At 47.1% G+C, this 18,502-nt stretch carries 14 protein-coding genes and 2 pseudogenes; 3 read left to right on the top strand and 13 right to left on the bottom strand.

Going from position 1 to position 18,502, the window contains the following annotated elements:
* Position 1: 1 nt before the first annotated feature.
* From FHS16_RS12540 to FHS16_RS12490, 11 genes are all read right to left on the bottom strand, one after another.
* Positions 2-928, bottom strand: coding sequence for a carbohydrate ABC transporter permease (locus FHS16_RS12540; protein WP_183562506.1), 927 nt, complete (start codon positions 926-928; stop codon positions 2-4).
* A 93-nt stretch (positions 929-1,021) separates the two neighbouring features.
* Positions 1,022-2,401, bottom strand: a complete 1,380-nt coding sequence (locus FHS16_RS12535) for an ABC transporter substrate-binding protein (protein ID WP_183562504.1) — start codon at positions 2,399-2,401, stop codon at positions 1,022-1,024.
* Between the two features lie 148 nt (positions 2,402-2,549).
* Entirely contained in the window at positions 2,550-3,908 is a 1,359-nt protein-coding gene (locus FHS16_RS12530; RefSeq protein WP_183562502.1) for an aspartate aminotransferase family protein, read from the bottom strand.
* Positions 3,889-4,710 carry a phosphonoacetaldehyde hydrolase gene (gene phnX / locus FHS16_RS12525; RefSeq protein WP_183562500.1) on the bottom strand — a complete coding sequence of 274 codons (822 nt, stop codon included), beginning with the start codon at positions 4,708-4,710 and terminating at the stop codon, positions 3,889-3,891. Before phnX ends, FHS16_RS12530 begins: the two co-directional genes overlap by 20 nt.
* Positions 4,700-5,812 (bottom strand): 2-aminoethylphosphonate--pyruvate transaminase, encoded by a 1,113-nt coding sequence (gene phnW / locus FHS16_RS12520; protein WP_312890883.1) that lies wholly within the window; start codon positions 5,810-5,812, stop codon positions 4,700-4,702. The genes phnX and phnW overlap by 11 nt, the downstream gene beginning before the upstream one ends.
* The gene (locus FHS16_RS12515; RefSeq protein WP_183562496.1) at positions 5,806-6,780 is read right to left on the bottom strand and encodes a CehA/McbA family metallohydrolase; all 975 of its coding nucleotides are present in this window, start codon (positions 6,778-6,780) and stop codon (positions 5,806-5,808) included. Before FHS16_RS12515 ends, phnW begins: the two co-directional genes overlap by 7 nt.
* Complete coding sequence (locus FHS16_RS12510) at positions 6,777-7,757, bottom strand: CehA/McbA family metallohydrolase (protein WP_183562494.1); 981 nt, start codon at positions 7,755-7,757, stop codon at positions 6,777-6,779. The genes FHS16_RS12515 and FHS16_RS12510 overlap by 4 nt, the downstream gene beginning before the upstream one ends.
* Before the next feature lie 442 nt (positions 7,758-8,199).
* Positions 8,200-8,988 carry a DeoR/GlpR family DNA-binding transcription regulator gene (locus FHS16_RS12505; RefSeq protein ID WP_183562492.1) on the bottom strand — a complete coding sequence of 263 codons (789 nt, stop codon included), beginning with the start codon at positions 8,986-8,988 and terminating at the stop codon, positions 8,200-8,202.
* A gap of 48 nt (positions 8,989-9,036) precedes the next feature.
* On the bottom strand, positions 9,037-10,422 hold the full coding sequence (locus tag FHS16_RS12500; RefSeq protein WP_183562490.1) for an MATE family efflux transporter: 1,386 nt from the start codon (positions 10,420-10,422) through the stop codon (positions 9,037-9,039).
* A gap of 392 nt (positions 10,423-10,814) precedes the next feature.
* Positions 10,815-11,966: a galactonate dehydratase gene (dgoD, locus tag FHS16_RS12495; RefSeq protein WP_183562488.1), complete on the bottom strand. Its 1,152-nt coding sequence runs from the start codon at positions 11,964-11,966 to the stop codon at positions 10,815-10,817.
* A 13-nt stretch (positions 11,967-11,979) separates the two neighbouring features.
* On the bottom strand, positions 11,980-12,624 hold the full coding sequence (locus FHS16_RS12490) for a bifunctional 4-hydroxy-2-oxoglutarate aldolase/2-dehydro-3-deoxy-phosphogluconate aldolase (protein ID WP_183562717.1): 645 nt from the start codon (positions 12,622-12,624) through the stop codon (positions 11,980-11,982).
* Positions 12,625-12,904: 280 nt separating this feature from the next.
* On the opposite strand from FHS16_RS12490, the gene FHS16_RS12485 reads away from it, so the two are divergent.
* Together FHS16_RS12485 and FHS16_RS31725 are read left to right on the top strand one after the other, a co-directional pair.
* A complete protein-coding gene (locus FHS16_RS12485; protein WP_183562486.1) occupies positions 12,905-13,573 on the top strand; it encodes a FadR/GntR family transcriptional regulator in 669 nt (222 codons plus the stop codon).
* Positions 13,574-13,845: 272 nt separating this feature from the next.
* Positions 13,846-14,269 (top strand): annotated as a pseudogene (locus FHS16_RS31725) (alpha/beta hydrolase family protein); the annotation flags it as partial.
* A 248-nt stretch (positions 14,270-14,517) separates the two neighbouring features.
* On the opposite strand, the pseudogene FHS16_RS31720 reads toward FHS16_RS31725, so the two are convergent.
* A pseudogene (locus FHS16_RS31720) lies at positions 14,518-14,763 on the bottom strand (FAD-linked oxidase C-terminal domain-containing protein); the annotation flags it as partial.
* A gap of 348 nt (positions 14,764-15,111) precedes the next feature.
* On the opposite strand from FHS16_RS31720, the gene FHS16_RS12470 reads away from it, so the two are divergent.
* Positions 15,112-16,089, top strand: coding sequence for a tRNA dihydrouridine synthase (locus tag FHS16_RS12470; RefSeq protein ID WP_183562484.1), 978 nt, complete (start codon positions 15,112-15,114; stop codon positions 16,087-16,089).
* A gap of 217 nt (positions 16,090-16,306) precedes the next feature.
* Here the strand turns inward: FHS16_RS12470 and FHS16_RS12465 are convergent, their stop codons facing one another.
* Complete coding sequence (locus FHS16_RS12465) at positions 16,307-18,502, bottom strand: type 1 glutamine amidotransferase family protein (protein ID WP_183562482.1); 2,196 nt, start codon at positions 18,500-18,502, stop codon at positions 16,307-16,309.

The raw sequence follows: 18,502 nt of genomic DNA, 5'->3' as shown, positions 1-18,502 counted from the left end.
CCTAATCCTCGATGCGCGATGGCTTTATCATTTCATTGAAATCAAACAGCCTCAGCAGCCATAATGTCAAAATTAGCGAGATCAGCACAACCAATAGAGAAAGGGCGGCGCCGTATCCATAATATTTCAAATTAAAGGCCTGCTGGTACGCGTATAGAGATAACGTTGTTGTATCCCGCATGGGTCCGCCATTTGTCAGAAGCAAGATGAAGAAATAGGAAGACACAAAGCCGATCAGATCCGATATCGTAATATACATTAACGGCCACTTTAATGAAGGAAGAATAATCTTGGTGATGACCGACTTCTCGCTTGCTCCATCCACTTTGGCAGCCTTATACAGATCCTCGGGGATGGAGCTGATAGCGGCCGATAACAGAATCATGCCTCCTGAAGTGGTTGATACTATCGTTGCAATGATCACGATTGCCATCGCGATTTTCGTAAACCAAGAAACAGGATCACCTTCTGGCTGGAATAGGTGCACAACCTTATTGATTAGCCCATCGCCCGTCGGATCAAACAAATACTTCCAGAACGTAACATATACAACAGCAGGTATAATGCTTGGAATTAACCATAGGACACGATAAATGACTGCCGTCAATTTTCCCTTTAAGAAGTACTGGGTCGCTATAGATATAAAGAGTCCAAAAAATAAAGAAAACACAAGCGTAACTACTGCAAACAGGACAGTATTCCATAAAATCTGAGGCATGCTGTAATCAGAAAATATCCGCTTGAAATTATCGAACCCGACAAAATTTATTTTCATCGACGCATTTAAATCCGTGAAGGACATGATAATAGTCGCAATCGCAGGTAGAATGAAAAAGACAAGCACGAGAAGCGCAAAGGGCATAATGAAAAAATAGGGATACATTTTCTTGGCTAAAGGCTTCTTGTAAGCCTTTTTGGCTAAAGTCACTGGGATCTCCATAATGAGATCTGCACCTGCTTCCTTTAAACGAAATATACGGAAAGGTGCTCTTGCAAGCAGAGCACCTTCTCTGTGTCATCGCTATTCTACAATGAGACTGTCCGCTGGCACGTTTTGTTTGACATCCTTTTGGAATAGCTCAAAAGCTTCAGCTGCCGTTTGACCTTTGGTCAGAATGGCATCAATGCCAAGCGTGAAAGATTTCATGTAAACCGCATAATCCATTTGAGCTGGACGAGTTTTTGTGAAATCGATTAAATAGGCATGATCTTTGTAGAAGCTCATTTCTTGGAAGCGTGGATCCTCCTGTGCTGCCGCCGTTACAGGAAGCTTGCCGCTCTTAAGCGTATGATTGATTTGCAGGTCTGGGTCCAGTACATGCTCAATCAGCTTTTGAACATACGGCATCTTCTCATCATCGACCTTAGCCCCAACGTAGATCAATGCAGGATTGCTGTAGGAAACAGGCTTACCGCCCTGCTCAACCGACGGAACTGGAATCCAAATCGCATTTTCCTTAAACCATGCTTCATAGCCAGCCAAATCTTCATCCATGCCAAGCTGCGTACGCATCACTTGATAGAATTCAGTACGGGCAAATTCTGCGAACAATTCGCCTTTAATGAACAGCTCGGCAGCCTTGTCCGTATCAATCTCGCCAATGCCTTCCGTAACGACGCCGCGCTGCTTCGCATCCTGCCAAAATTCATACACCTTCTGCGTGTTTTTCGACAGTACCATCTTGTTCTCTTCCGCACTGTAATTAAAATTGTCGAATGTATAATTCCAGCCTTCAAACCTCGTATCCTCAACGCCGAAACCTACCTTAACCAGCTTTTTCTTTACCGACTCATCAGCTAGATCCACAAGCTCACCGAAGGTAAAGCTGCCAGCATCCACGCGAGCCTTCAGCTCATCGATTTGCGCAGCTGTCCAGCCCATGCCTTCCAGCGCCTTACGGCTAATGAATACGGGAGAAGCGTCCATATCCTGAATAACGCCATAATAATGGTCTTCGTACTTCATCATGTTGTTGTAGGATTCCGGCATGTTTTTGAACACATCTGATGCTCCAACCCAATCCACGTCGCGGATTAGTCCGGCATTCAGCTGCCACCCAATATCCACGCTGGAGTTGATAAACACATCCGCTACTTTATTCGCTTGCGCCTGCAGAATCAGCTCATCATCGCCAATGCCAGGCCACCAGTCTATTTTTATCTGTACATTCTCTGACTTTAGCTCTTCGTTCGCGCGTTTTTCAGCTTCGATGAAATTATCCTTCCGCGCTCCCCATGTGTTCTCGCGAACGGAGATCACGACCTCTTTCATTTTCTCGCCATTACCGGAAGACTCTGCGCTGCTATTAGCAGCAGCTCCAGAATTTGAGCCTGTACTGCATCCTGCTAACAAGGTCATACTTGTCATTACACTAATTAATCCAAGCGCAAGCTTCTTCATTCTTGTAAACCCTCCTCGTTTTCCAGTTCTCACTGGCTTAACTAAACTATAAAGGAGAATTGTAAAAACTGTGTCAATTACACATTAATAAATTGTTTTATTATTTTTTTAATTGTGATGTTGTTGTTTTCAAGTTGGCAGGTCTGATTTATTTCGTGAACACTTGTTCAAGCGCTTGATCTAAAATAGCGATTGCTTCTTCCATTTGCTCAGCAGTTGTAATTAAAGGCGGAACGAGCGTAATGACGTTTCCGCTTGATACCTTGAAGCTTAGTCCGCGTGACAAGCATTCATAGAGAACTTTTTCAGCGCCTGCTGCTTCCTTCTCCTTTGTCTCCCGATTCGAAACAAGCTCGATTGCCGCCAGCATGCCTTTAACGCGAACATCGCCGATTACGGCATATTTACGCTGAAGCTCCTGAAGATGCACCAGCAGCCAACGCTCCATGTTTTTCGCATGCTCAAGCAGGTTTTCCTGTTCGATATATGCAATGGTAGCCAGTGCAGCCGCACAGCCTACAGCGCTTTTTTCATGCGTATAATGCCCGAGGGAAATATCCCCCGCGATATCCAAATGCTCTCTGGCAATAATGCCTGCCATGGGGAAAATCCCACCGCCAAATCCTTTGCCAATCACCACAATATCCGGCACGATTCCATAATGCTCGTGAACGAACATGGTGCCCGTACGGCCGAGTGCCGTTGGTATTTCGTCAAGGATGAGCAGCACGCCATAATCGTCGCAGATTTGACGAAGCCGCTGCATATAAGCAACGCTCGGAATCTGTACGTCCGTACTCCGAATCGGCTCGAGAATGACCGCGCACACATCCTCCTCCCTCTCCAGCATATAGGCTAAGTAGTCCAGGTTTTTGGCGTTGGCCGCTTCTCCTTCTCCGAAGATAGAACGGTAGCTGTTATAAGGCATCATATGCTCCGTCCCTGACATCAACGGTCCTATCCCGCTTCTGAATACGGACTCGCCGCCAACCGATATCGCATCCAAGCTTGCGCCATGGAAGGAATCCCATGTCGAAATCATTTTGTGCTTGCCGGTTGCCCTGCGCGCAAGCTTCAGCGCTATTCCGATCGCACTGGTGCCGCCAGGCGCAAACAGCACCTTGTTCAAATCTCCCGGCGCCAGCTCGATTAACTTCTGCGCCAGCTGAATCGCAATCTTGCTCGTATAGCGGCGCGGCAGAAATGGCAGCTGCTGCATCTGCGCAATGATTGCGTTCATCACATATTCATTTTTGTAGCCGACCTGGTGCACGCTGTTTCCATGGAAATCGATCACTTTGCGCCCATCCTGATCCTCCAGGTAGATGCCCTCAGCATTGACGATCGCATTCAAGCATGGGGTAGACATCGACTGATGAAGAAAAAGCTTGCTGTCCTGTTCCAGTACAGCAAGCGTCTCTTCGCTCAGATGCTCGTCCTGCCAAGCCTGACGAGCATCCGTTCCATTGATATCTCCCTCTATACGGCTATTGATGCGGATATCCATAAGGCAGCTCCTTATTCAGCAATCGATTATTAATATGATCAATCATTGCAGGCAGCTGAGACAGGTCTTCAATCACGGCATGCGCTCCTGCTTCCATATACTGTTTACTCACAGCAGCGATCATTTGACGTTCTTCCTCAGCCGACAGCTGCTGCACCTCAACTTCCGTAAGCCCGAGCATGGAGCTGCCTTTCACGATGCCGATCGCCCATACGCCAGCACTATTCGCCTCTTGCATGTCAGAGGTGGTGTCTCCGACCTTAATCACTTGTGCGTGATGGCGCAGGCCCAGCTGCTTCATATTCTCATAAATCATGTAAGGATAGGGCCTGCCTTTGTCCATAACCTGATCGGGCGTTACCCAATGATCAGGCTCATAGCCGTAATCCTTCGCCGCATTCGCCACGATGGAAAGCATAGTGGAGGTATAGCCCGTAGTCGCTCCGATTTTCAAGCCTTGATGTCTCAACTGCTCTACCGTTTCTATAACATGCGGATTGGGCTTTCCGAACTGCGAGAGAATAGCGAGCAGCCTAGGCTCAAACCGGTCATGCAGCTCGTCAATATCCGCTTCCGTATAGCTGCGGCCGAATATCGTCTGAAAAGCAGCTCCTATTCTTGGCATTTGCAGCAGCGATTGAATATGATCCCGCTTCAGCTGTCCCATAGGCGCGCGAACCTCTTCCATTGTCACAGGAATGCCTATCTCCTCAAAAATACCGATAAAAACCTGTACCGGCGCAAAGCAGCCATAATCAACCGTAGTGCCTGCCCAATCAAATATAATGCCTTCAATTTGCATATTGGCTCTCTCCTACATAACGTAATATGTGCGCATTCAACCGATCCATATCCTTGGGATGCACGTCACCCATGTTCCCGATACGAAATACATGTATATCTGTTAATTTGCCAGGATAAATGACGAAGCCAGCCGACTTCAAAAAGGTATAAAAATGTTCAAAGGTGAATGGAATATGCGTGGGATACAAAAAGGTTGTAATCAAGGGAGATTGCAGCTCTCTCGGCAAGTAAGCCTTGAAGCCGGCTTGCGTCATCCCTTCCACGACGATTTGCTGATTCATGCGGTACCGTTCATGACGTGCTTCTACGCCGCCTTCTTCCGCTAATTCCTTGAGTGCTTGCTTAAAAGCATGGACGACATGCGTTGGCGAAGTGAAGCGCCATTTGCCGGAGTCCTGCTCCATCGTCTCCCATTGGTCATACAAATCAAGCGATAATGAGCGCGCTCTCCCTTTGCATTTCTTAAGCTCATCCCTTCTGCAAAGAATAAAGCTGAAGCCCGGAACGCCTTGGATGCATTTATTCGCGCTGCTGATGATAAAGTCGATCTGCAGCTCTTCTACTGCGATCGGAATTCCGCCAAAGCTGCTCATCGCATCGATGATTGCTTTGCGGTGATTTCTCTTAATGACATCCATGACTGCCTCAAGCGGATTCAGAATGCCCGTTGTCGTCTCGCAATGGACCATAGCGACATGCGTAATCGACGCATCCTCAATCAGTTTCCTTTCAACGGCATGCGGATCAACCGGCATATTCGCATCAAATTCCATGGATAGATGCGGAATACGGAGCACCTTTGCGATTTCCTCCATACGCCTCCCGTAGGCGCCATTTATCAAAACGAGCAGCTTGCCGTCACTCGGCATGACAGATCCAAGTGTCGCTTCAACACCAAAGGTGCCGCTGCCCTGCATGAACACAGTCGTATAATGCTCCTTAGATGCGCAGCCCACCTCCAGCAGCTGCTGACGAATCTGCTCGACAATGGTTTTATATTCATGATCCCACGTGCACCAATCCTTTTGCATCGCCTCTTTAACCGTTGCGGTTGTCGATAGGGGGCCTGGCGTTAATAACAAATATGGATTGCTCATAATTCCTCCAATGCGTTCAGCTCGTATTTGGGATAGACCGGATTGCTCCACGCTATTTTTCCGGATGCGTCTACGCATTCCACCCGTACATATTGCTCATTATTTTGAATGAAATATTCAGCTTCAGTGATGAGTTCACCGGTTGGGTCCAACTCCGCCAAGCCATTATCCGGAAACGTAATAAAGCGAATGGTGCGTACAGGGGAGCACACGACCTTCAACTTATCGTTCTCTATGCGCAGATCATAAATCTTCGGCCCATTGGAGCTATAATATTGGCCCGCCTTTATCGCATCGATAATCGCTTGCTGCTCTAAGCGCTCACTCTCTACGGCAATCCAGCCGCCATAAAATTCCGAAACGGCCATGTCCGTCGGACCGCCATGGGCATCGTCTGCCGCGATAGCGTTAATCCGCTTGCCCCGCTTCAGCACATAATCCCAATAAGATACGCCGTAGCCTACCGCCTCTTGAATCTCGGATTGGTGATTATAAATTTCAATCGCGGCATAACCTTCGAGCTTCAGCAAATCCTCTTCCCGGTTTTTGGACCATTCCGGATGATTCATAATGACGAGATTGCCTTTGCTTCTCATCTCATTAATTAATTGCTGGATCGTTTCCAAGCTCTCATAATCCGGCTTCGCATGCTCCTCATCATGCTGAAAGGGCTTCTCCGCCTGCAATGAACGATCCAACAGGCCATGCATATGATATTGTTGGCCCGTCGTTTCACGTTCCATCTCGCAAGCCATTTCATAGCCGTCCAGCATAATGAACGTTTCCGTATCATAGGCATCGCTATGGAAATAGATTTCATGGTCGCTTAAACACATAAAATCATAGTCCTTTGAGCGGTAAGCTTCTATCATTTGCTCTACCGTATATTCGCCGTCGCTGCGAACAGAGTGCGAATGTATATTGCCTTTATATTTTTGACGCCCAGCATCCAAAATAATGGCATCTCTCATTGCTGCTCCTCCTCTGCCAAGTCTGCTACAAAGATCGGATTGGACCACGCTACTCTGCCCTTCTCATCCACGCACTCCACCCGAATATAGCTCATGCCCTTCTGGATCACCATGCTTCCCGAGGTCATTAATTCGCCCTTTTCCCGTTCTACGTGGAACGGTCCACGCAGCGGGAATGCTTTAAACATGATGTATTGGCACGGCGAGCACTCCACATGGACGAAGCCATTCTCTACGCGGAAATCAGTAATCTCAGGTCCAGAGCTCGAATAAAACTGTCCTTTTTTTAGAGCCGCAATAATGCCTGCCTGCGAAAGCTCCTCTGCCTCGACAGAAACCCAGCCGCCGCCATACTCAGGAATTTCGCAGCTTGGATCATGGTCGTGCGAGTCATCGGCGGCGATACCGAACACGCGCTTGCCATTCTGAAGGGCGTGATCCCAGTAAGCTGCTCCATAGGAAGAGCTCGCCGTCCATTCCGTTGCGTGATTATAAATTTCAATTGCAAAGAATCCATCGTACTGAACCATGTCCTCAAAGCGTGTCAAATGCCATTCGGGATGATTGAATACAACCAGATTTCCATGCGCCCTCATATCGTCGATCAGCTTCTGCGGGGATTGTTGGCCTTCCCAAGGAATCGGGACCTCAAACGATTGCAAATGGTGGAATCTTTCCTGCATAGGTTCGATCGTTGGATCGTCCAGCACCCCAAAGTGATAGCCTGGATCTTCATCCGGCACCAGATTCAAGCCGCCTCTCTCCATGCCCGGCAGTACAATAAAAGTTTCCGTGTCATACGCTGCGGTACGAGCGAATATATCATGATCCGTTATGCTAATGAAGTCGTAGCCCTTCGCCTTGAAAGCAGAAACAGCATCCGCTGCCTCCTGCGTTCCGTCTGACCATGTCGTGTGCATATGCAAGTTCCCTTTGTATTTCCGCTTGCTTTTATCCAAATATACGGCGTCCTTCATCGTCACCACTCCTATTTGTTGTCCTTTGTTCCAATCGAACCCGCTGCTGGGAATTGTTACATCTACCGCAAACAACATATTGCTTTTAATTGCTTTTTCTTTTATTTATGTTGTTTTAATTATTCTACAGCGAAAAAATGACCATTACAATGCGATTCGAAAGATTTAACATAGCGATTACAATCTTTACACAACAACAAACAACATTAAGAAGAAACGCCTGACGGCGTCCTTACAATAGACGCCATCGTTTCGGCGAAACGTATAGAGAAAGGATATGCAAACTCATATCCTTTCCTATACGTCAAGCGTAAACGGCTGAAGCCGTCCTCTGACGGATAAGTTTTCGTTTCGCGGTATGTAATAACAGATAAATGCTTATATATAAAATAAGCCAGTAGAGAAGACTCGCTTCTCTACTGGCTTTCCTACTTGTTTCAAACTATGATTCCGATGGCATCATCCATCTCGTATTTGCCTCTTCCAGCTGCGCTTTCCATGCTGCCGGAGGCTCTAATTCCGAAATTACGATATCTACGTTTTGAAAATCGCATATTTTGACCATAGACCGCTTGTTCCATTTCGATGAATCCGCCAAAATGATGGACGTTTCCGATTGCTGAATCCACTTGCGGGTAAGCGAAGCCTTCTCGTAATCATAGCTCGTAAATCCATGCTCGATCGATAAGGCATCGACGGATACGAATGCTTTGTTCACAAATATATCAGACATATTCGCTTCCGCAATCGCTCCCGTTACGCGAAGATGCTTCACATTCACTTCCCCGCCAAGCATAATCATTCGGCCATCGAATTGCTCTCGTTTCTTAAGCTCAATCAAGGACATCATGGCGGATATCGAGCTCGTTAATACGGTAACCTGCTGCTTCTGAGATAGAAAGGGGATAATCTGAAGCGGTGTCGTGCCTTCATCGATAAAAATAACGTCATAATCTTCAATGAGCGTAAATGCAAGATAACCAATTTTCTCCTTCGCCTCTTGATTGATGCATGCTCGCTCAAACAAGGTAGGCTCGACCTCAACCTTTAGCTTAATTGCGCCGCCGTATACCTTCTTAAGCTTGTTTTCCTTCTCCAGATCATCCAGATCTCTACGAATCGTTTCGGTTGTAACCTCGAACATACGGGCCAGGTCGCTCGCAATGACCTTCCCATGCTCGTTCAGCAAGTTCATAATACTCAGTTTTCTTTCTTCGCCCGCGAGAGACATCGCAAACCCTCCTATTCTTCTTCCCTACTATTCTCACGCACCCATATTCTATAAAGATGCAGCGGTTGATGGAGAGTCAGGAACATTCCCAACCAAATTCCGCATCCATTTCTGAGAGCGATAACGTCTATATCCGATCAATGCCTTGCTTATTTCTTCACATAAAAAAAGGCCATAAACCCATTCGAGCGGCAGATGGAGCATATATGCGCCAACGAATACCGTTGGCAATGCAATCACCCATGTTGTAATTAAAATCATGTTCATCGTAAACAAATTATCCCCGCCTGCTCTAAACATACCGACAATCCACACGTTATTCAAGAAAAATGCGGTCATCGCCAAAGCCTGCAGCAGCAGCACATGGCTTAAAGAAGCGTGAACCTCACTACTTAAATGAGGAAAAACAGAGGACATAAACGGTGAAACGATAATTATGGCAACACTACTAATTATACCAGCAATTACCGAAATGCGAGTAAATCTCCGAGCATAATCCTGCGCCTGCTCATGCCTGTCCTGTCCCAGCTTTTGACCGATCATGACCTTTGCAGCATAAGCAAATCCGTGGATTCCCATCATAAAATAGCCCTGAAGCGTATTCGCAAGCTGGAACGTAGTCAATGCCGCAATGCCTAGAGATCCGAAAGCGACGGCATACAGCATATTGCCGATCGACCACATGCCTTCGTGGAACACGAGCGGCGTTATCGTTTTCAACACCTGCTTGCGCAGCTTAAGAGGGAGAGTGAAAAGCTCTCGAACCCCAATATTTAAATAATACGATTGACTATAAATGAAAACAAACAAAAACAACAAGCTTACGCTTGAGGCGATTAACGTTCCCCATGCTGCTCCTGCAACGCCAAGCTTTGGCAAACCCAGCTTTCCATAAATCAGGCCATAGTCCAATATAATATTGATCGCCATCGCACATAAGCCGACATACAACGTAATTTTAACCTTCCCTATAGATCCAAGCGCTTGAGCGTAAGCATCCCTAATCGCACTAATTAGAAAAACAAAAGCCATAATCGTAACGTATTGCATACCTAGCGGCAGTAATTCAATGTCCTTAATAAAAAGATACAGAATCGGCTCCTTCCAAGACCACACGGCAACAAACGCTAGAAGACTTGTACTGATTCCCGCCAGCAGCATAAAACCGAATGTTGCCCGCATAAGCGAATACTGCTGTTTGCCATAATACTGGGTCATATAGGTGGTCATCCCATAGATTGCGGTAAGGATCATCGATAGAATGAAGCTGATTCTGCCCGCTGCGGCAGTTACGGCGACTGCCCCGTCCCCCAAGCTCGTCACCATTAGCATGTTTACTAACGAAAATGAGTTGCCAACAAGCATTTGCAGCACGGATGGAATGACCAGTTTTTTCATCTCGCGATTAAACTCTGACTCTCTGATCGTACTCATCGCTAAGCCTATCCCTCATTTTTCTTAAATTATACGATAAATCGCATGTTTTCCCCATCGTTTCAACCATTCACATAGCAGTTTTATGTGGTTTATATTGTTTTCTTGTTGCCTATCCTATCATACAAATTGTTTGCCTTTTAATCAATGCTAGATAGGGTGTGATGGAGGAGTTTACAAATACTTTAATTTTCGATAAAGATAATGACCATTGTTACTGGAAATATGAACATATAAAAAGGCATGACCGCCTCACTAAGGAAGGGACATGCCTCTTACTTGCTTGATCTTATTATGGAAGCTTCTTCCGCTTGAAGAACGTTTCGATCGCGCTGCCAAGCGCCAAAGCGAACTTTCAAAAGTTCAATGAACTTATCGAAGCCTCTTGGCTTCTACCATTCGGCGACCGATCCGTCCTTGTGTCTCCATATCGGATTTCTCCACCGATGCGGGGCTTCCGACGCCATTTTACGGACGTACTCCTCATTAACTGTAATACCAAGCCCTGGTCCCTGCGGAATTTTCACATGCCCATCTTCGTAGGCGAATACGTTAGGGTCCGTTACATAATCCAGCAGATCATTCCCTTGGTTATAATGAATCCCAAGGCTTTGCTCCTGAATGACTGCGTTGTGAGCCGTTGCGTCAACTTGCAGACATGCTGCTAGCGCAATAGGTCCTAAAGGACAATGAGGGGCTACTGCAACATCATAAGCCTCCGCCATCGCGAATATTTTCTTGCACTCTGTAATGCCGCCTGCATGCGATAAATCGGGTTGAATAATATCCACGTAACCATCTTCCAATAATGATTTGAAATCCCAGCGCGAGAACATTCTTTCACCTGTCGCTATCGGCGTGCTAGTATGGTTGGCAATATCACGGAGCGCCTCATTATTTTCCGGAAGCACGGGTTCTTCTATAAACATCAGCCTGAAAGGCTCTAATGCTTTAGCGAGCACCTTCGCCATTGGTTTATGAACGCGACCGTGAAAATCTACGCCAATGCCAAAGTTTGGTCCGGTCTCTGTACGAATCGCTGCTATCCGTTCCACGACTTGATCGACCTTATGATAACTATCAATATATTGCATCTCTTCCGTAGCGTTCATCTTAACCGCAGTAAAGCCCTGCTGCTGCTTCTCCAATGCCGCTAGTCCAACATCACTCGGTCGATCCCCGCCGATCCAGGAATAGACACGCATCGAATCACGACATGCCCCGCCAAGGAGCTGGTAGATTGGGGCATTGAAATATTTTCCTTTAATATCCCACAATGCTTGATCAATTCCGGCGATTGCACTCATCAGTATCGATCCCCCGCGGTAAAACCCGCCGCGATACATCACTTGCCAATGATCTTCGATGCGAAGCGGATCTTTCCCGATTAACAGATCCATGAGCTCATCTACAGCCGCTTGTACCGTATGAGCCTTGCCTTCAATGACAGGTTCCCCCCATCCAACGATTCCTTCATCCGTTTCAATTTTTAGGAACAACCACCGGGGTGGTACGATAAAAGTTTCAAACTTTGTTATTTTCATATTTACCCGCTCCCTATTCTCTAGCTTTCTTGATTTCCAGCCTGAATGTTCGAGCTAATCCTGTCAGTTCGTCATACCGCTCTTCCGCAATCGCTTTCATATCCGTTAAAGAGCTTCCTATGCCTACAGCCACAGCGCCTGCGCGAATAAATGAGCCTACATTGTCCAAAGTAATCCCGCCTGTCGGAATCATCGGAATATGTCCGAGTGGAGCCGCTAATTCTTTTATATAGGTAGCGCCTAGTGAGGCGCCCGGAAAAATTTTAATTAGGTCTGCCCCGTACTGATACCCCTTCACGATTTCTGTCGGCGTCATGACTCCTGGAATCGAGATGCGCCCATAATGATTGGTTAGACGGATCGTCGCTTCATCCAGGATCGGAGAGAAGATGAAATCCGCTCCCGCTTCAATCGCTTCCTTCGCTGTTTTTTCATCTAACGCTGTGCCTGCGCCAACTAAAGCTTTGCCTTCGTATCTTACTTTTAATTGAGCAATAATTTCATATGCCCTTTCTGTATCGACCGTAATCTCCAGCGCTCCAACGCCACCTGAAACCAGTGCATCCGTAATCTGAATGACCTGGTTATAGGCCGGCTTTCGAATGACTGCCACGATGCCGGAATCCTTTAACCGTTTTAGCTGCTCCTCTTTATTCATCATTGTTCCTCGATCCTCCTCCCCTCTCATAACGACAGACATTCACTTCAATGATCCTATCTATATTAGATATATCCAATTTAATCACACATAGATCCTATCTAAAGGCAGATAATCACCTATAACATTCGAGTAAAGGGCTTGTTTTCGTTAAAGATCTGATCTTTATGGAAGTATCATAGTATCTATATTTCTGGATGTCAATACGTAATTACGATTAGGAGGAGCTTGTATGATTATGCTAATATAGACTTAATATGAAAATACAGCGGGGATTATGATGATGAAAAAAACTACCTTTTCAATAACAATAGAAATCCTCAGACAGAAAATTATTAGTAGGGAATGGCCTCCAGGATCGCGCATTCCGACTCTTCAAAAAATTTCCAAGGAGCTGGCTGTAAGTGTATCTACGGTTAGAGAAGCGCTGCGGACGCTGGAAAGCCAAGGAAATGTCAGCATTGAGCATGGACGGGGAATGTATGTACGTAACGATCCCTTATTGTTAGAAGACCCTACTGCAGACCTTAAGGAACTAGGGGATATTTCGCTCCTCAAATTACTGGAAGCAAGACTGCTCATTGAGCCCAAACTTGCTGCCTTAAGCGCCGAGCATGCTACCCGCACGCAGGTCAAGCAGCTTCGAGCGCTCGCTGACTCTATGGTTAACCAGATGAAAGATGGGGGACCCTTTCTAGATACCGACCTTTCCTTCCATCATCTCATTGCGGAATCGGCACAGCATCCTGTCTTATTGCGCATGCTGGAGTCTATCTACCCCCTACTCTCCGAAGGCCGCAAACAGACAAACACCTTGCCTCATATGCGTACGAAAGCATCCCATTATCATATTTTAATTGCGGTCGCCATTGAGGAACGCCACAGTGAGCAGGCAAGGCAGCTCATGCATACTCATATTTCCGACATGATAGACGCATTAAAGAAGTAATCATTTCTGTCGGCAGTACATAAAGGATCAGACTGAACAAATAATTTGAAACAGCGACAGCCAAGGACGAGAGAATAACGTCCTAGACTGTCGCTTTTTGATTGCGCTTAACTAGATCTGGTTTTCTTTATATGAGTCCTTCAATGCCGCAAGACCGAATTACAACATTGTAAGGTAGATGTAGGACAAATCGATAGCTTAGGCCAGCCTCGCAGGATAAGATTGGAACAAACAACAATACCATTTTTTGAAAAGGAGAATCGAGATGAGGCTTGTTTGCATTAACAGTCCGATTAAAAAAAGGACGGCGTAAAATTCCAATAATCGTTGCAAGCGGGATCGCCACAGTTTTTAATGTCTGGCTCAGCTTATACCGTTATAGCGATAATGCTAGTTGTAACCGCGGGTCTCATGTATGCTTTTACTGTATTTAAACTACCTAAACCGACAGGCGAATTTAAGGTAGGAACACAAACCTTCCATTTAGTGGATACAAAGAGGGAAGAGATTTTCGAAGAAGCCAGAGATGGTAAGAGAGAATTAATGGTTCAGGTATGGTATCCGGCTCAAGCTGGCACCGGCAAGCACGCTCCCTTTATGCCAGATACCCAGATTTTAAGTTATATGGCCGCGAACTATGGACTTCCCTGGTTTACTTTTCAAAACCTGAAGTACGTATCCAGTCATGCTTATTCTCCGATTCCCGGAGGTCAAGTTCGTATCCTCGCTATTGCTGACAGCGATCACTCTTGAAGCAAACAACTTTGTTCACTCACGGTACTTTTCTCATGCTGCGTAAAGATGGTCATATTCAACGAGCAGCGCACCATAACAACTTTGGCGATTGCTTTCCCCCTTGCTCGATAAAAAGTACCGAGACTCTCGACTACACCCTTCGAACTGGCGGATGGTAAATAGATTCCATCTCGGATAATTGCATAGAAAGCAGCTTCAAAATTTTCTGCAAATGCCTGCTCAACACGATTCACCTCTTCATGGTCACGCGCGTCAGTCGTTGCAGTTGGATGCAGGTATCCATCTCCTGTATGCCCAAAGGTCGCTATATTCACATTGTATTTTTAGGCGATTGCATTTGTACGCAATATCATTTCCGCAATCTTAGACCGTGGTACAGTAGCATCCTCTAGTATCGTCGTCGGGCGATGGCGGGCGAGTGAAGTAAATGCGCTACAGCAGTTTATCTGCTTCTTCACGGTCCGCTGCTACAGCAATGCGTATATGATGCAATAGCAGCTCGAAATAGCGAGCTTGCCAGCCAGTTAATTCAAGCTCATTTACATAAAGTCGAGAATGTATTGAAACGCGAAGCCATTCAAGATTAATTTTGTTCAAAATAGAGTCAACTATAAAACTATGGTTCTATAGTTGACTTTATTTTTTTAAACATGCCGCTGGCGAAGCTCGCTCACTGGATTGATTTTGTGCATCAAACAAAAAAAAATGATATTATGTATGATGGGTAAAGGACTTTACTACCGCTTATAATGTTTTTATATATTGCAACAAGAGGAGATAATATGAGTAACGAACAAAATTTTTGGCTTGATTTACCAAAGCCATTTTTTATATTAGCACCCATGGAAGATGTCACAGATGTCGTATTTCGACACGTCGTCAGTACTGCTGCAAAACCCGACGTATTTTTCACGGAATTCACAAGTACAGATAGTTATTGCAACCCTGCAGGAAGAGACAGCACTCGTGGTCGGCTAACGTTCACAGAAGATGAGCAGCCGATTGTCGCTCATATTTGGGGCAATAAACCTGCATTTTTTGAACAGATGAGTGTCGACATGAAAAAACTCGGATTTCGCGGTATCGATTTAAATATGGGATGCCCCGTCCAGAACGTCGCATCCAATGGAAAAGGTTCTGGATTAATTCAACATCCTGCAGTTGCAGCCGAAATTATTCAAGCAGCCAAAGCAGGCGGTTTGCCGGTCAGTGTTAAAACAAGATTGGGTTACCATGAAATTGATGAGTGGCGCGATTGGTTAGGGCATATTTTGAAACAAGATATTGCGAATCTTTCCATTCACCTTCGTACAAAAAAAGAAATGAGTAAAGTTGAGGCACACTGGGAGCTCATCCCTGAAATAAAAAAACTGCGCGACGAAATTGCACCAAATACGCTGTTAACCATTAATGGAGATATTCCTGACCGCGCAACAGGATTGAAATTAGTGGAACAATACGGCGTTGATGGTGTCATGATTGGCCGCGGCATTTTCACCAATCCATTTGCTTTTGAAAAAGAACCAAAAGAACACAGCGCGAAGGATTACCTCCATTTACTTCTACTGCAGCTGGACCTTCACGATGAATATTCCAAAGAACATCTGCCGCGTCCATTTAAACCGCTGCTTCGCTTCTTCAAAATCTATGTTCGCGGATTTAGAGGTGCAAGCGAACTAAGAACCCAATTAATGGATACCTCGTCAACCGATGAAGTACGTCGTTTAGTCATGCCTTTTTTAGATCAAGAATTAGAATGAGGCATATGATCAGCAGCACGATCCAGAACAGCTTATTCCCCACAAGCGGCCTTCAATCTCCGTTATAGATGTCTCTATTATAACGATAGGAGGAGTCCGGCGATTCTAGCGCGTACGCAACGTCCCCGCTTCGATCGGGCCAGCAATAAAAAGCCGACTCCCGTCCGCATGCGGATGGAAAGCCGGCTTTTCATTTTTCACATTGCTGGTCTAGCCGCTAGCTGCTAAACTTCGGCGTCAGCCTATCAACCCTCTCGATCAACGATTCATCTACCCGCTCCCCGTTCACGTACAGCTCCGCTCCTTCCTCGCTGATCGCCGCCGACAAACGTCCGCTCAGGATCCGGAGGCCGACAAGTCCGCCGCCGCGAATCTCAAACCCGATGCCTGCATAGCGGAACGATACATTTAACTCTCCGCCCAGCTGCGGCATCAACGTCAGTATGGTTCCGTCATCGTCATAAGAGGTTTTGGAGAGCATGTTGGGAGGCAGCTGCAGTTCCTTGTATCCTTCCAGCTCATGCAGCAGGGAATCGCAATAAGGCGTGAGCGGCAGCTCGAACGCATAATAGTCGACATTGCCTTTTCGCGCTGCGATGGGCAGATCGTCATGCCTGATTATTACCTTGGCATCGCCAGCGCCACCCACAATGGATAGGGGGAAACATTTCATTGGAATTCGGTCATTCGTAAACCAGAGATCCCAAGCGACGTATTCGTATTCTCCCGGATATTCGGTCTCGAGAGGCGCTTGCGCCCTACGCCTATCACCGCTAGCGCACCCGTGGACCTCCGTTCCAGTTAGCTCCGCAAACTCGGCGGAAATATCCCTGCCCTCCGTCGTGCAAGCCGCAGGCGGGCCGATAAAGATCAGACGCTTCCCAGACATTTCGTCATAGCGCCTAATTCTCTCCCATGTTGCCTCCGGCAACATGGCCGGCCAAAGCACGATCAACGCGTCATAACGCGAGAGATCTTCTTCGAAGGTAGGCACGACATCGATCTCCACGTGACGCAGCATCAGCTTATGCAGAAGCGCCTTCATGCTCAGACGATGGTAGTGCATAAACGGATCGTTACGATGGGCGACCGATTCCCATACGTACATCATGGCGACCCGCGGACGGCTGACGGCTTTGCCTACAAATCGCTGCATCGCCTTTTGCATGGCGACACAACGCCTCGTCATCTCCCAAGTGGGGTGATGCGGATAGCCGGGGCCGAATGGACCGGAATGCCCGTAAGCATGGGCGACCCAGCGGACGTTGCGGGCGGCAAGCAAGCGATGGTAATAGTTCATCTTTCCGGTGGTCGGTTCGCGATCCCAGCACATGTTGTACGCCAGGCCGCTGTCCGAATATTTCGCAAGCGACTCCGCGAGCATCGTCATGGAGAGCATCGTGCGCTCCGCATCGTATTGCGAATCGACGAACCCTCCGCTCAGATTTTCCGTCAGCTTAAAGTAGTCGATATTGCCCGCCCACAAATCGCCGGAGTTTCCTTCGCCCCACCACGTGCTGTGGAATCCCTTAAAGGAAGCTTGGCCGTGCTGCTCTTCGTATCGCTCCTTCACCTGCTTTTGGATCCGGTACGTCAGATCCACCGTCAAGTTGTAATAGTCGTAACGGAGCTTGCCCGAGCGCTCATCCCCCGCTTCGTGCTGCATCAAATAGATTCGATCGAGAAAGTCATAGCCGAAGCTCTGGCGAAATGCTTCCAAAAAAGCCGCTCCGCCCAGGTAGACGTCTTCCTTCTTACTGCCGGCCCCGAATTCGTCCATGGCGAAGCCGTCAAGCTTCATTCCCCGATAACAAGCAAGCGTTTCGTCAATGGACTCGGTCATGTTGGGACTCGCGTAATCGGGGTAATCGGTGGAGTAGGACGCATACAGCAGCACTTCGCCGTCCACGCCGTACGTTCCGCTCAGATCGGAGCGGCTCGTTATGGCGAGGGAGACATCCCGCAATTCCGCGGTAATATCTTTTGCCTCCCGAATGATTCCCCCTTCCCGCTTGATGAGAAACGCTTTGGCGATTCCTTCGTATACCGGCCGCATATCAATATGCCCGGCAGACTCGAGATCGTTCACCCTGATCTCGAGCTTGCCGTTTCTAATGGTGCCCGCGTGCTCACTTATCCACTTTTGTCTGGCCTCGGGATAACGCTTGAGGAGCCGCAATCCCGGCCAGGGTATAATCTGGATGAAGGCGAGGCCGTGCTTTCGGGCCTCCTCCTCCGTCGTGCGCATGGCCCTTTGGCCGATCTCGTCGAATTCGCTATAGCTGCAATTCCGAAATTCAAGCGCAATCGCGTCGAATCCCTTTCCCGCGATGTCCGCAACGGCAAGCCGTATGCTGTCAGGTTGAGCCGCCATCGAAGTGTCGATCAGCAGCATTATAGGTGCCATTGTCAT

The organism is Paenibacillus endophyticus, assembly GCF_014192395.1.
GTDB lineage: Bacteria > Bacillota > Bacilli > Paenibacillales > Paenibacillaceae > Pristimantibacillus > Pristimantibacillus endophyticus.
Note: the sequence above shows the minus strand (reverse complement) of the source record. Positions and strands in the feature narration are given on the sequence as shown.